9 protein-coding genes and 2 pseudogenes are annotated in these 14055 nt (G+C 45.9%); 7 read left to right on the top strand and 4 right to left on the bottom strand.

Annotation, left to right across the window (positions count from 1 at the left end; all coding sequences use genetic code 11):
• Positions 1–135: 135 nt before the first annotated feature.
• The 3 genes from B853_RS05540 to B853_RS05530 all read left to right on the top strand — a co-directional run bounded on the left by B853_RS05540 (position 136) and on the right by B853_RS05530 (position 4303).
• Entirely contained in the window at positions 136–1824 is a 1689-nt protein-coding gene (locus B853_RS05540; protein WP_038887680.1) for an NAD-dependent malic enzyme, read from the top strand.
• Between the two features lie 165 nt (positions 1825–1989).
• Positions 1990–2751, top strand: coding sequence for a SanA/YdcF family protein (locus tag B853_RS05535; protein ID WP_128826824.1), 762 nt, complete (start codon positions 1990–1992; stop codon positions 2749–2751).
• Between the two features lie 181 nt (positions 2752–2932).
• Positions 2933–4303 carry an SLC13 family permease gene (locus B853_RS05530; RefSeq protein ID WP_038887684.1) on the top strand — a complete coding sequence of 457 codons (1371 nt, stop codon included), beginning with the start codon at positions 2933–2935 and terminating at the stop codon, positions 4301–4303.
• A 161-nt stretch (positions 4304–4464) separates the two neighbouring features.
• Here B853_RS05530 and B853_RS05525 read toward each other — a convergent pair.
• A pseudogene (locus B853_RS05525) lies at positions 4465–5791 on the bottom strand (diguanylate cyclase).
• 272 nt (positions 5792–6063) lie between these two features.
• Between B853_RS05525 and B853_RS05520 the strand changes: the two are divergent.
• Complete coding sequence (locus B853_RS05520) at positions 6064–6888, top strand: DUF2797 domain-containing protein (protein ID WP_038887688.1); 825 nt, start codon at positions 6064–6066, stop codon at positions 6886–6888.
• A gap of 76 nt (positions 6889–6964) precedes the next feature.
• Here the strand turns inward: B853_RS05520 and B853_RS05515 are convergent, their stop codons facing one another.
• Positions 6965–8200 carry a cysteine desulfurase-like protein gene (locus B853_RS05515; protein WP_038887690.1) on the bottom strand — a complete coding sequence of 412 codons (1236 nt, stop codon included), beginning with the start codon at positions 8198–8200 and terminating at the stop codon, positions 6965–6967.
• Positions 8184–8843 (bottom strand): 2OG-Fe dioxygenase family protein, encoded by a 660-nt coding sequence (locus B853_RS05510; protein ID WP_010448603.1) that lies wholly within the window; start codon positions 8841–8843, stop codon positions 8184–8186. The genes B853_RS05515 and B853_RS05510 overlap by 17 nt, the downstream gene beginning before the upstream one ends.
• Positions 8844–9210: 367 nt before the next feature.
• On the opposite strand from B853_RS05510, the gene trxB reads away from it, so the two are divergent.
• The 3 genes and pseudogenes from trxB (at position 9211) to cydC (ending at position 13774) form a co-directional block, all read left to right on the top strand.
• Positions 9211–10170 (top strand): thioredoxin-disulfide reductase, encoded by a 960-nt coding sequence (gene trxB, locus B853_RS05505; protein WP_038887691.1) that lies wholly within the window; start codon positions 9211–9213, stop codon positions 10168–10170.
• 103 nt (positions 10171–10273) lie between these two features.
• Positions 10274–12060, top strand: a pseudogene (gene cydD / locus B853_RS05500) (heme ABC transporter permease/ATP-binding protein CydD).
• Positions 12053–13774, top strand: a complete 1722-nt coding sequence (cydC, locus tag B853_RS05495) for a heme ABC transporter ATP-binding protein/permease CydC (protein ID WP_038887695.1) — start codon at positions 12053–12055, stop codon at positions 13772–13774. Before cydD ends, cydC begins: the two are co-directional and overlap by 8 nt.
• Before the next feature lie 56 nt (positions 13775–13830).
• Here cydC and B853_RS05490 read toward each other — a convergent pair.
• On the bottom strand, positions 13831–14055 hold a 225-nt coding region (locus tag B853_RS05490), incomplete at its 5' end, for a transposase (RefSeq protein ID WP_143700778.1).

Below are 14055 nucleotides of genomic sequence, written 5' to 3'. Positions count from 1 at the left end.
CAGTGACGATATTTTCGTCTAGAAGCAGATTTTTTTGCGACATTACGTTGATGTACATCAACGAATGTTTACAACTAAATGGCGAACCCGTTAGAATTTTACACGCATCCTTCAACCCTACATTTAAGGCACCTAATGAACAACGACAAGCGCCCACTCTATATCCCATATGCGGGTCCGGCTCTTTTAGCGACCCCTCTTTTGAACAAGGGCAGTGCGTTCTCTGCAGAAGAACGTAGTTCATTCAACTTGGAAGGTCTTCTACCAGAAACAACAGAAACCATCCAAGAGCAGGTAGAGCGTGCATACCAACAATACAAAAACTTTGAAAGTGACATGGATAAGCACATTTACCTGCGTAACATCCAAGACACCAACGAAACACTGTTCTACCGCCTAGTTCAAAATCACATTTCTGAGATGATGCCTATCATCTATACGCCTACCGTTGGTGCCGCGTGTGAGAACTTCTCTAATATTTACCGTCGTGGTCGTGGCCTATTTATCTCGTACCCAAACCGCGACTGTATCGATGACCTGCTAAACAATGCAGCAAACCACAACGTTAAAGTTATCGTGGTAACCGATGGCGAACGTATCTTGGGCTTAGGTGACCAAGGTATCGGTGGCATGGGGATTCCTATCGGGAAGCTTGCTCTGTACACCGCATGTGGTGGCATCAGCCCTGCTTACACACTGCCAATCGTATTGGATGTGGGCACGAACAACCCACAACGCCTTGCAGACCCTATGTACATGGGTTGGCGCCATCCACGTATCACTGGCCCTGATTACGATGCATTTGTGGAAGAGTTCATCCAAGCAGTGCAACGTCGTTGGCCAGATGCTCTGATCCAATTCGAAGACTTTGCACAGAAAAACGCGATGCCGCTTCTAGAGCGCTACAAAGATCGCATTTGTTGTTTCAACGATGACATCCAAGGCACTGCTGCGGTAACGGTAGGTTCTCTGCTAGCGGCATGTAAAGCGGCAGGCACTAAGCTGTCTGATCAACGTATTACTTTCTTAGGTGCTGGCTCAGCAGGTTGTGGTATCGCAGAAGCGATCATCGCACAAATGGTGTCAGAAGGGATTTCTGATGAGAAAGCACGTTCACAAGTGTACATGGTTGACCGCTGGGGTCTATTGCAAGAAGGCATGCCTAACCTTCTCGATTTCCAACAGCGTCTTGTTCAGAAATTCGACAACACTAAGAAGTGGGAAAATGAAGGAACTGGTTTCTCGCTTCTAGATGTAATGCATAATGCCAAACCAACCGTTCTTGTCGGTGTTTCCGGGGCTCCAGGCCTATTCAGTGAGGAAGTGATCAAAGAGATGCACAAGCACTGTGCGCGCCCTATCGTATTCCCACTATCGAACCCAACAAGCCGTGTCGAAGCTACACCAAACGACATCATTCGTTGGACAAACGGCGAAGCATTGGTTGCAACAGGTAGTCCATTTGAGCCGGTGGTTCATGAAGGCCGCACTTACCCTATCGCACAATGTAACAACAGCTACATCTTCCCAGGTATTGGGCTAGGTGTACTTGCGGTAAACGCGAAGCGCGTAACCGATGAAATGCTGATGGAATCAAGCCGTGCGTTGGCAACATGTTCACCATTGGCTATCAACGGTAATGGCGCACTACTTCCACCATTGGAAGAAATTCACTTGGTATCGAAGAAGATAGCATTCGCTGTTGCGAAGAAAGCAATTGAGCAAGGTGTTGCGCTAGAAATCACAGATGAAGCGCTAAATGATGCTATTGAACAAGCATTCTGGCAGCCTGTATACCGTCGCTATAAGCGCACAGCCTTCTAGTTTTTGAGACAGTATGCACAATAAATAGCCCCCGCAGTACGGGGGCTTTTGTTTTTTATGCTTTTTTTTACCATTCTAACCAGATTTTGGCATAAATGGACTTCTCTAATTTCCTGACTATCGGATATGATGAGAAACATCTTATTACTCAAGGATATCTCTGGTTTGTTTTTGTCTCAGATAAAGTCAAAGTGCTTGTTGTTGCTTTCATGGAAGCGAATAGCTTTGATTTTGTCGATCATTTTAGTTAGCTTCATCACGGTAATTTTTGCCATTGATCGCTGGGTTGCAACACAATCTGAGGATCGTATTTTTACGTCTTATGAACAAGTACCTTCCCACGAAGTTGCCGTCGTCCTTGGCACAAGTAAGTATATTGGGAGAATACTGAATACTTACTATATCCATCGTATCAACGCTGCCATAGACCTTTACAATCAAGGTAAAGTGCAGCAGTTTTTATTGAGTGGCGACAACGCGCATCGCTCTTATAATGAACCTTGGACGATGAAGCGTGATTTGCTGAAGGCAGGTGTACCTGAGGAATCAATTCATCTCGACTATGCAGGCTTTCGTACTCTAGACTCTATCGTCCGAGCTAAAAAGATCTTTGCCTCTGAGCGTTTTCTCATCGTAACTCAAAGATTTCATTGTGAACGCGCCCTCTTTATCGCAAACGCCTACAATATTGATGCACAGTGCCTAGCGGTAGCAGGGCCGGATACTCAAAAACAGAAGTCCTCTATGCGCATGAGGGAGTTACTCGCACGAGTTAAAGCATTTCTCGATCTTTACGTGATGAACACTCAACCAAAATTTCTTGGCCCACAAGAGCCTATCGTCCCTCACGATGAGCAACAAGAGCTAGAGAGCACGCCCAATTTGGCAGAAGAGCCCCAAACGCCAAACACTTCAGACCAGTTGTAAAATGTCTTATGGGTAGATTACTACCCATTTCTAAATCCTCACCTCACATTTCCGTAACAGTTCCCCCAAACTCTCCAACTTTAACGCCTCAAGCGAAGTAACATTTAATCAATAAATAAAAACAAGTCAGTTACTTTGCCATAAATAATAATTAATAAGGCGCTGAACAAGGAGCTCAAATATGACCGCACTCGCCGTGACATTGAAGAACTGGTTCTTCACCCGAAACAGTATGATTTTAACCGCTAATATCGTGTTGTTTTTAGTCTTACTCACTACCCTTCCTTTCGACCCTAAAGTAGTAACGGGTTTGAGTATCTTAGTATTTGTCGCGATACTTTGGTTAACCGAAGCCATCCACGTTAGTATCACAGCGTTGCTTGTCCCTCTACTCGCCGTGTTCCTTGGCGTGTTTAATACCCAAACCGCGCTAAACAACTTTTCTAACTCAATCATCTTTTTATTTTTAGGTGGTTTTGCTTTAGCGGCCGCTCTACATAAGCAAAAGCTCGATCAAGCAATTGCCGATAAGGTACTGCTCATTGCGCGCGGAAAAATGTCTGTCGCAGTACTCATGCTTTTCGGTGTTAGCGCGGGTCTGTCAATGTGGATTTCTAACACAGCGACTACCGCAATGATGTTACCGCTGGTTTTAGGCGTGATGAGTAAATTGGATGCGAAAAAGAACCACAGTACCTACCTATTTGTACTCCTAGGCATTGCATACAGTGCTTCTATTGGTGGTATAGCAACTTTGGTAGGTAGTCCACCAAATGCCATCGCGGCTGCGGAAGTTGGCCTGAGCTTTACCGAATGGATGGAGTTAGGTTTGCCGATTTCACTCATTCTGATGCCAATTGCAATTTTGATTCTTTACACCATGACGAAGCCGGATTTGAGTCACGAGTTCGAGCTTGACCACAAACCTGTTGAGTGGACAAACGGTAAGAAGATCACCCTAGCGATTTTCCTCTTAACAGTTACATTCTGGATTTTCAGCAAGCCAATTAACGCAATGCTTGGTGGCTTCGCGAAGTTCGATACTTTGGTGGCGATTGGCGCGATTCTTTTGCTTGGTGCTTCTCGCGCGGTAGAGTGGAAAGACATTGAAAAAACCACCGATTGGGGCGTACTGATCTTATTCGGCGGCGGTATCTGTCTAAGTAACGTGCTTAAAGCGACGGGTACAAGCGTATTCTTAGCTAACGGTCTAGCTGGTTTCCTAGAGCAAGCAGGTATTCTGATTACGATTCTGTCTGTCGTCGCTTTCGTAGTATTTTTGACTGAGTTTGCAAGTAATACAGCAAGCGCCGCACTATTAGTACCCGTTTTCGCCACCATTGCAGAAGCACTTGGTTTATCGCCAGTGATTCTATCAGCCCTAATCGCTGTTGCTGCTTCTTGTGCCTTCATGCTTCCAGTAGCGACGCCACCAAATGCCATTGTTTTTGGTACTGGTCACATCAAGCAGCAAGAGATGATGCGAATCGGTATGGTGCTCAACATCGCCTGTATTGCCGCTCTTACTTTATTCGCTTGGTTGTTCTGGTAAAAGCAAAGAGAGCCGCGTTCATACGCGGCTCTCTTTAGAAAATTTAGCACTACAGCTGCTGTTCTCGGTAATCAATGTGAGTACCTAACTACTACCCCCTAGTCATGTTCAGCAGTTTCCCTTTTGGTGGTCGTACGACCACCTTTTTTTATATCTAGGGTCTACTTCACCACCTTCAATGAAACTAGTCCGAAGTTAACCTCAACGCGATTACGGCCCTTATGCTTCGCTTGATAAAGCGCTTCATCAGCCCTCGCCATCGCTTCAGTCATTCGCTCCTTTTGCATCTCAGCAACACCAATACTACAAGTTAACTTTTCGCCATGTATCCAAAGGTGATTTTCTACATTCTTTCTAAGCTTTTCTGCTCTTTCTTGGGCCTGATGAACAGAGCAACCGGGACAAAAGACAACAAATTCTTCTCCCCCCCCAGCGAACAAGACGATGATCTTCTGGGATTGAGCTGGCAATAACCATCACGAACTCTCGTAAAACATCATCGCCCATTTGGTGCCCATACTTATCGTTAACGGCTTTAAAATGGTCTAAATCTAAGTACAAGATAGAGAACGACTCAGTCCCCCATCTCACTTGGCGGGCTTTTTGTTCCATCCAGTTTCGAACTGCGTGTCTGTTCATTGCACCAGTCAACGCATCTCGGTGTGCCAACTCTGCAAACTCGTAGTTTTGTGCGCGTAATGTGCTGTTTGTTTTCTCTAAATGACGGTGTCGCTTTTGCGCTTTATCAAAAGCCTGCTTGCTTTTTCTCAACTCATTTAAAGAGAACGCTAACCCTAATGCCATCCATGAAAACAGTAACGTGAACAACAGCGTTTCTTGGGCTAGATATGCTCCCTCAAACTCCATTTTCTCGATGATGATTTTGTGATGGCCTAGTCCAGCACCCGCTCCTGTAGCTAAATCAATTCGCGTGATATTTGAAAACTCCGGCCCAGAATGCTCAATAGGTACTTTATTATCAGCTAGCCACCAGGTCATCACCTGAAGGTTTTGAATTGGAATCTCGATGCTTTGTGTATGGCCTGAGGAGTCAAACTGCATACCGTTGTATTTGATTGTGTATTCATCTTGTGGGCTTGAGTAGACTTCATTAAAGTTTCTCAGGTACAACCTTATTTTCTTTGTTCCCTGACCTGACTCTGCATAACGAAGCTTGATACGAACCGTGTGGTAGTTTGACAGATCAATACCTTTGGTTGCTTCTTTAACGTCTGTGTATATAGAGATCCCACAGTAAGGCCAAGCATAGCTACTTTCCTTTAAATCGCAGTTCAGCTGCAGGTCACCATCATCCCACTTAATACTCGACTGACTAGCCCCACCCTCCGCGGAATCATTCGTAGCATGGAACTTATATTTCGCTGGAGTCACAACCAATTTGCGAGTATCGCCCAGCAGGCTATAAAGCGCGACTAGTGTAATAGTGCATATAGACAACGCAAAAATGAGTTTATGTATCCACTTCATATTTTCAGCCATGAGTAATTGATGATTATATAGTGCAATGTACTGAATGTTTTTTCGAACTTCAAATAAAGATATTTATCAAGCCACTAAAACACCTAAAGAACAATGATCTCAGCGATGAAACAACAACAATCGTAACTTGTGATATTTATTCCATAAAACATTAGAGCTTAATTAAATACTGGTTTGCGAAACACTTCACAAGCATGTGCTACAAGCAGTGAGCAAGCCATTCTGGTATACTGTGCAAAAACACAATAATGAGTAATGTCATGTCAATAATTGCTACAGGTACGCTAAACAAAATGCGTGCTTCCCTTGATCGTGCCGTGAGCTACCGTCTCCCTGTGGGTGATGAAGAAGTGGACCTAAGCCTATTTCTCGGTCAAACACTAACCCTGACTCATACTGGCAATATTTACTGTTGTTCTTGCGGTAAGAAAACTAAGAAAAGCTATTCGCAGGGCCACTGTTTTGTTTGTATGAAAAAATTGGCGAGCTGCGACATGTGCATCATGAAGCCAGAAACTTGCCACTACGAACAAGGCACCTGCCGTGAGCCACAATGGGGTGAAGAGAACTGCATGGTGGACCACTTCGTTTACCTATCGAATACTTCGAGTTTAAAAGTGGGCATCACGCGCCACACGCAAATTCCAACCCGTTGGATCGACCAAGGCGCCACGCAAGGTCTGCCTATTTTCAAAGTAAAAACTCGCCATATCTCTGGCTTGATTGAAATCGAGCTAGCGAAGCACATTGCCGATAAGACAAACTGGCGAACGTTGCTGAAAGGCGATGGCGACCCAATTGAACTGCAAGATCGCTTCGCAGAACTTTTGCCATTAGTGGAAGACAAAATCGCTGAAATTAAACAGCAGTATGGCGATGACGCGATTGAAGTGTTAAGCGAAAGCATCACTTCTCTAAGCTACCCAGTTCAACAGCACCCTACAAAAATCACTTCGCACAACTTCGATAAAAACCCAGTTGTTACGGGTACGCTGCAAGGCATTAAAGGCCAATACCTGATCTTTGATACTGGCGTGATCAACGTGCGTAAGTTCACCTCTTATGAGGTTGAAGTGAGCGAATAAGCCCTTCTTCACTCAATAAAAAACAAAAAAGCTCGAGCCAAGTGCTCGAGCTTTTGATTTGTGGAATCGTCGATGATTACGCGTCGAGTATGCTTTCTAACACATCAAACAACATATCGATCTCTGCGGTTGTGTTGTAGTGCATACAACCAATTCGCACCACGCCACCCGATTCTTCTAAACCCAGTTGGCGAACGAGTCCTAGCGCATAGAAGTGGCCGTTCCACACGCAGATATTGTGCTCACCCAATGTCTTAGCAATGAACTCTGGGGAGTATTTGTCGAACGTCAAAGCAAACGTTGGTGTTCTCAGCTGGCTACTTTCATTGTTAATACCAAACAGATTCACCCCATCAAGCGCACCCAAGCGCTGTAAGAAATGTTCACTTAATTGCTGCTCATGTAGGCTGTATAACGCATAGCTTTGCTCTAAACGCTGACGAAGTGATGCATCTTCATCACCAAACTGGGCTAGGTATTCAACCGCAGCAGTGACGCCTGCCAAGCCTTCAAAGCTCTGTGTTCCGGTTTCAAAGCGCCCCGGCCCGATATTGGTTGCCGGCTCTACTTTATAGGGCTTGATGGTGTGTAACCATTGGTCGGCGATGTAAGCGATGCCCACATGTGGTCCGAAAAACTTGTACGCTGAACACGCCAAGAAATCACAACCTAGCGCTTGTACATCAACTAAATGATGTGGCGCATAATGTACAGCATCCACATAAACTTGAGCGCCGATACTGTGTGCCATTTTGACTACTTGGTGCATATCAACAATCGAGCCGGTGGTGTTCGATGCGTAAGTCACCGCCACTAAACGCGTTTTCTCATTCAACAAGCTCTGAAGATGCGCAAGATCTAGCGTGCAATCTTCTTCGTTAATTCTGACTTGATGAACCACCACGCCTTTGTCTTCAGCCGCTTGCTGCCAGCTCGACACGTTAGAGTAATGGTCTAGAGCTGAAACGATGATCTCATCGCCCTCTTGCCAATCGCGGCTAATCGCACGACTAAGCTGAAATGTCAGCGAGGTCATATTCGCACCGAACACAATATTGCCGGAAGACGGGGCGTTTAGCAGAGCTTGAGCCGCTTCTCGAGCCGATTGCATAACATCAACCGTCTCTCTACTTGAGAAATAATGGCCCCCAAGGTTGGAGTTGAATCGTCCAAGGTAGCTAACCATACTATCCAACACAGACTGCGGCACTTGTGATCCGCCAGGGCCATCAAAAAACGTCACTGGGCGGTCATTGTGGTATTGCGCCAGTGCGGGGAATTGTTCTCGGATCTGATTAAGATTGAAGTTCATTTCGTTTGTCCGTCGCTGTCAGTACAAATACATCCATATGACCTTCTTGGTCATTAATCACTGAGCGAATTGGCACCGCGTTGTGCCACAGTTTGCTGTCTGCCAGCATTGCCACTTCACCATTTTCCAACACTTTACGGAAGAAAGGCGCTTGGTTGTGGCTACTGTAAAGCATGATGTCACCACCCATGATGTTGTGACGCCCGACACCAACTAATGCGATGTGATCAAAACCATCTTGGTGAACCCCTTCCGGTGCAACTTGAGTTTCATCGTAGATTGCAGTGATTCGAATTTGGTGGATTTCGATTTCCTGGCCGTTTGGTAAGTGGTTTGCGTTAACAAACAGCTCACACATTTCTCGGAAACCTTCACTGGAAAGAATTCCTTTTTCAATCGGCTCAAACTGACGAATGACATCACCTTGGAAACGGTTGATATCAGAAGATTGTACAAAGCTGTTTTTGTTTAAATCGACTACCTGACCGTTTTCGAACCCCACCACCGAGTAACGGCGAAGACGATATTGGCCGTCAGCGTGTTCAGTACGAGGTAAACCTTCGAAGGAAGGAGAAAGCTGCTCAATCGCTGCCATGCTGAGCTGAGTTAAATGTAGGGTGTTCTCACGTGAATGTAACATCATTGGCTCCTTTAATGAGGCACATCTGGCTTGTTTGATTAACATTTAATTTACATTCTAGGATACGCAAATATTCTGTAATTACCAGAATTTGACGTTGATAGCTTCAACAAAAACAAAAAAACGACATACATCTCTATGATGTGACCATATGTTAGCTTAAACATTCAAATTAGATAACAGACAGCATTTGAAACTAGAACTCTCCACTATGAACAGCATTTTATGCTAGCGAAAAACGGTTCTCCGTAAACATCAGCAAGTTCTAACCTATAACCAATAATTCGATCAGCTCAATCCGTTTATGCTTTTAAAGCACTACGATTTTCCATACAATCGGATGAAATGTTCAGCCCTCTATGGAGCCATAATGAGCGACGTAAAACACTGTAAATTATTAATTCTTGGTTCTGGCCCAGCTGGTTACACTGCCGCGGTATATGCAGCGCGTGCCAATCTAAACCCTGTGCTTGTGACGGGAATGCAACAAGGTGGTCAGCTAACGACCACGACAGAAGTAGAAAACTGGCCTGGTGATGCTGAAGGTCTTACTGGCCCAGGTTTGATGGAACGCATGAAAGAGCATGCAGAACGATTCGAAACAGAAATCGTGTTCGATCACATCAACGAAGTGGAATTGTCTCAACGTCCATTCCGTCTAAAAGGTGACTCTGGTGAGTACACTTGTGACGCATTAATCATCTCTACAGGCGCATCAGCAAAATACCTAGGTCTTGAATCTGAAGAAGCATTCAAAGGTCGTGGTGTATCGGCATGTGCAACCTGTGATGGTTTCTTCTACCGTAACCAAAAAGTAGCAGTTGTAGGTGGCGGTAATACTGCTGTCGAAGAAGCGCTTTACCTATCAAACATTGCATCAGAAGTTCACTTGATCCACCGCCGTGATACCTTCCGCGCGGAAAAAATCCTTGTGAAACGTCTGATGGACAAAGTAGAAAATGGCAATATCATTCTTCACACCGATCGTACCCTAGATGAAGTTCTTGGCGACGATATGGGCGTAACTGGCGTTCGTATTAAAGATGTAAACAGCGATGCGACCGAGGATTTGGAAGTAATGGGTGCATTCATCGCGATCGGCCACCAACCAAATACGCAAATCTTTGAAGGCCAAGTAGACATGAAAGACGGTTACATCATCGTTCAATCTGGTCTTGAAGGTAATGCCACACAAACTAGCATCGAAGGTGTATTTGCTGCTGGTGACGTAATGGACCATAACTACCGCCAAGCGATTACTTCTGCTGGTACCGGTTGTATGGCCGCATTGGATGCAGAACGTTTCCTAGACGCACTTACTGACAAATAACTTTTCACATTTGTGTCATATCCTTAAAGCCCAGCGGTATTCCCGCTGGGTTTTCTTTTGTATACTACCGCCTCATTAAAACAATTATCATTAAGCCTTCACAATGGATAAGAAAAAGCAAAGCAGCTTGAATAAGTGGCTTAAGCAACAGAGTAAGTTGGCCAAGCGCTGGCTGATGGTTGCGATAGGCCTAGGCGTACTATCAAGCGTGTTTTTATTGGCTCAAGCAGCCCTGCTCGCTCCATTCTTCACCAATTAATTATCGAGCATGTCGACAAGAGTGAACTTGTTTGGCACTTCGTCGGGTTGGGTGTCACCGTTGTCGGTCGCGCGGCCTGTACTTGGGGGCGCGAAATTGCCGGTTACCGTTGCGGCGAACAGATCCGCGTTTACATTCGCCAACTGATTCTCGATAAAGTCCACCAACTTGGTCCCGCTTACATCAAAGGCAAGCCAGCCGGTAGTTGGGCAACGTTGATTTTGGAACAAGTAGAAGACATGCAAGATTTCTTCTCTCGCTACCTTCCACAAATGTCGTTGTCTGTATTGGTACCTTTCATCATCTTAGTGGTGGTTTTCCCAATCAACTGGGCGGCAGGCCTCATTTTCCTTGTGACGGCGCCTCTTGTTCCTATGTTTATGGCATTGGTCGGCATGAAGGCCGCGGATGCAAACCGTAAGAACTTTAAAGCGCTACAGCGTCTTTCAGGTCACTTCTATGACCGTTTGCAGGCGATGACAACCATTCGTCTGTTCGACCGCACTAAGTCAGAAACCGAAACTTTGAAAGGGGCATCAGAAGTTTTCCGTACACGTACGATGGATGTATTGAAGATTGCCTTTCTATCTTCTGCCGTGCTTGAGTTCTTCACTTCGATTTCAATTGCGATTACTGCGGTTTACTTCGGTTTCAGCTACATCGGTGAACTTAACTTTGGTTACTACGGTGCTGGTGTAACCCTCTTCGCAGGTTTGTTCATTCTGATCCTTGCGCCTGAGTTCTACCAACCACTTCGCGACCTTGGCACTTTCTACCATGCGAAGCAACAAGCGGTCGGTGCAGCAGAAAGTATCGTTGAATTCCTAGAGCTAGACGTTGACCAAGTAAAAGATGGTCACAAAGCTGTTGAACAAAACGCCGCGATTTATATCGAAGCGAACGATCTTGTTATCTTCAGCCCTGAAGGTAAGCAACTTGTCGGTCCCCTATCCTTCTCCCTAGATGCCAACCAAAGCACGGCACTAGTCGGCCCAAGTGGCGCAGGTAAAACCAGCTTAGTGAATACCATCCTTGGTTTTATGCCATACAAGGGCAGCTTGAAAATTAACGGCTGTGAATTGTCTGAGTTGGATCTAGCAACATGGCGTGAAGCCATCAGTTGGATTGGGCAAAACCCAATGCTTCTGCACGGCAGCATTCGTGACAATGTCACTTTGGGTAAGCAAGACATTCAAGACCAACAAGTCCATTCAGTACTCAACGACTCTCACGCCGCAGAGTTTGTTGAAATGCATGGCTTGGATTACCAAATTTCTGACCGCTCCGGTGGTTTATCTGTTGGTCAGGCTCAACGTCTTGCACTTGCTCGTGCGATGCTACAAAACGGTCGTTTTTGGTTGCTTGATGAACCAACTGCCAGCTTGGATGCTCGAAGCGAAAAACTGGTTATGGAAGGCATCAGTAAATACACAGAGTCCACCACTAACTTGATGATCACTCACCAATTGGCACCACTGCAAAATGTGTCTCAGATTTTGGTGATGCAGCAAGGACAAATTGTCCAGCGCGGTGATTACGCAACGTTGGCATCGCTAGATGGTTTATTTAAAGAAATGTTGGCTGCCAACCTAGCTCAACGTGAATCAGACAAGGGGAACTTAGATGCGTGATTTACTCCCTTATCTAAAACTGTATAAAAAACATTGGTTTGGTTTGTCACTGGGTATGCTACTGGCATTTCTGACGCTGGCCGCTTCTGTCGGTCTATTAACGCTGTCCGGCTGGTTTATCTCTGCAGCCGCTGTAGCGGGTTTGACCATTGCTCGTGAGACCTTTAACTACATGCTGCCTGGCGCAGGTGTTCGTGGCGCTGCGATGGCGCGTACTGCTGGCCGCTGGGGCGAACGTGTAGTTAGCCACAATGCTACATTCAAGCTACTGACGGATCTACGTATCTTCTTCTTCAAGAAGCTTGCGCCGCTGATCCCTGGTCGCGTTTCAACCATGCGTGATGCGGATCTACTGAACCGCCTAGTGGCAGACGTAGATGCAATGGACCACGTGTACTTGCGTCTTATCAGTCCTGTGATTGTTGGCGTATTCGGCATCTTGTCGCTAACCGCAGTACTTGCTTTCTTTGACTGGCATCTTGCCCTATTGCTTGGCGGTATTCTAACGGTAATGCTGTTAGTGTGGCCGGTACTGTTCTACAAACTGGGTAAGCATAACGGCGAACATCTGACACAAAATAAAGCACAGCTGCGAGTGGCGACACTGGACTGGCTTCAAGGTTACAGCGAACTGAGCCTGTTCGGTGCAGAAGAGCGTTACCGTAACGTGATTCTAGAAAAGCAAAAACAACTGCTATCCAACCAGTTCGTCAACGCTAACCTAACGGGTATGGCTTCTGGTCTGCTGATGCTAGCGAATGGTTTAACGCTCGTTGCTATGCTGTGGTTTGCTGCGGATGGCGTTGGTGGTCGTGCGCCAGATCCTTGGATTGCGCTGTTCGCATTTGCCACCATGGCAAGCTTTGAAATTCTGATGCCAATCGCCGGTGCTTTCCAATATCTAGGTCAAACACTGACATCAGCGCGTCGATTGAACGAAATCACCTTAGCGGAACCAGACGTTATCTTCCCAGAACAATCTAAACGTGAAGATAAGCCGCTAGATATTGAGTTCAGCAAGGTAGATTTCACCTACCCTGATGGTCAGCAAAAAGTACTGAAAGATCTCACGCTATCACTGCCACTGGGCTCAAAAACAGCGATTGTTGGTCAAACTGGTTCAGGTAAATCGACGCTGATTCAATTGCTTTGTCGCTACTGGGATGTAAACCAAGGTCAAGTGAGAATCGGTGGTGCGCCTCTGCAAGATTGGAGTGAGTCTGATCTGCGCGCTGCAATCACAGTAGTCAGCCAACGTGTCGATGTGCTTAATGGCACACTGCGTGACAACCTATTGCTTGCGGCTCCAGAAGCAACGGATGAACAGCTGGCTGATATTCTTACTAAAGTGGACTTGTCGAATCTGTTAGACGAACCAGGACTGGATGCTTGGCTAGGTGACGGCGGTCGTCAACTGTCTGGTGGTGAGAAGCGTCGAATTGGTATTGCGCGCGCTCTATTGCGTGATGCCCCAATCCTGCTTCTTGATGAACCGACTGAAGGTCTGGACAAACGCACCGAGCAAACGGTAATGGAACTGTTCAAAGAGCACTTTGCGAACAAAACCGTGGTCTTTATTACCCACCGTTTGATTGAGCTAGAAAGCATGGACAACATCTGTTTGATGGAGCAAGGCGAGATCATCGAACAAGGTAACCACCAAGCGCTACTAGCTGAGAAAGGTCGTTACCACCAGCTATTACAATCTCTGTAATACTGGGATTCAAAATAAACAAAGGGCTCATCAATTGATGAGCCCTTTTCTTTGGTTCATCGCGGCTTTCCGGGGAAAGCCGCTTTTATCTTTAAGAAGAAGTAATCAGTATCTCGATAGCCATATCCCATCCGCTTAATTAACTTTATCTTGTTATTTATCCCTTCAAGCGTACAGGTATTCAGCGGGTAGCTTGCTGAAGCAGTGATCCCATGAAGGTATGGACGGAGCTTTCGAGCGAACTCTTTGAGCGGCTTAATTCCACTCTCATTCACTTGTCC

Source organism: Vibrio rotiferianus CAIM 577 = LMG 21460 (assembly GCF_002741985.1).
GTDB lineage: Bacteria > Pseudomonadota > Gammaproteobacteria > Enterobacterales > Vibrionaceae > Vibrio > Vibrio rotiferianus.
This window is presented reverse-complemented; position numbering and strand designations above follow the sequence as displayed.

What these genes read in the sequence shown, in the direction of transcription:
- cydC (WP_038887695.1), top strand. Translation starts at nt 12,053, where the DNA reads ATGCGTGATTTACTCCCTTATCTAAAACTGTATAAAAAACATTGGTTT.
- B853_RS05515 (WP_038887690.1), bottom strand. Translation starts at nt 8,200, where the DNA reads ATGAACTTCAATCTTAATCAGATCCGAGAACAATTCCCCGCACTGGCG.
- trxB (WP_038887691.1), top strand. Translation starts at nt 9,211, where the DNA reads ATGAGCGACGTAAAACACTGTAAATTATTAATTCTTGGTTCTGGCCCA.
- B853_RS05530 (WP_038887684.1), top strand. Translation starts at nt 2,933, where the DNA reads ATGACCGCACTCGCCGTGACATTGAAGAACTGGTTCTTCACCCGAAAC.
- B853_RS05520 (WP_038887688.1), top strand. Translation starts at nt 6,064, where the DNA reads ATGTCAATAATTGCTACAGGTACGCTAAACAAAATGCGTGCTTCCCTT.
- B853_RS05510 (WP_010448603.1), bottom strand. Translation starts at nt 8,843, where the DNA reads ATGATGTTACATTCACGTGAGAACACCCTACATTTAACTCAGCTCAGC.
- B853_RS05540 (WP_038887680.1), top strand. Translation starts at nt 136, where the DNA reads ATGAACAACGACAAGCGCCCACTCTATATCCCATATGCGGGTCCGGCT.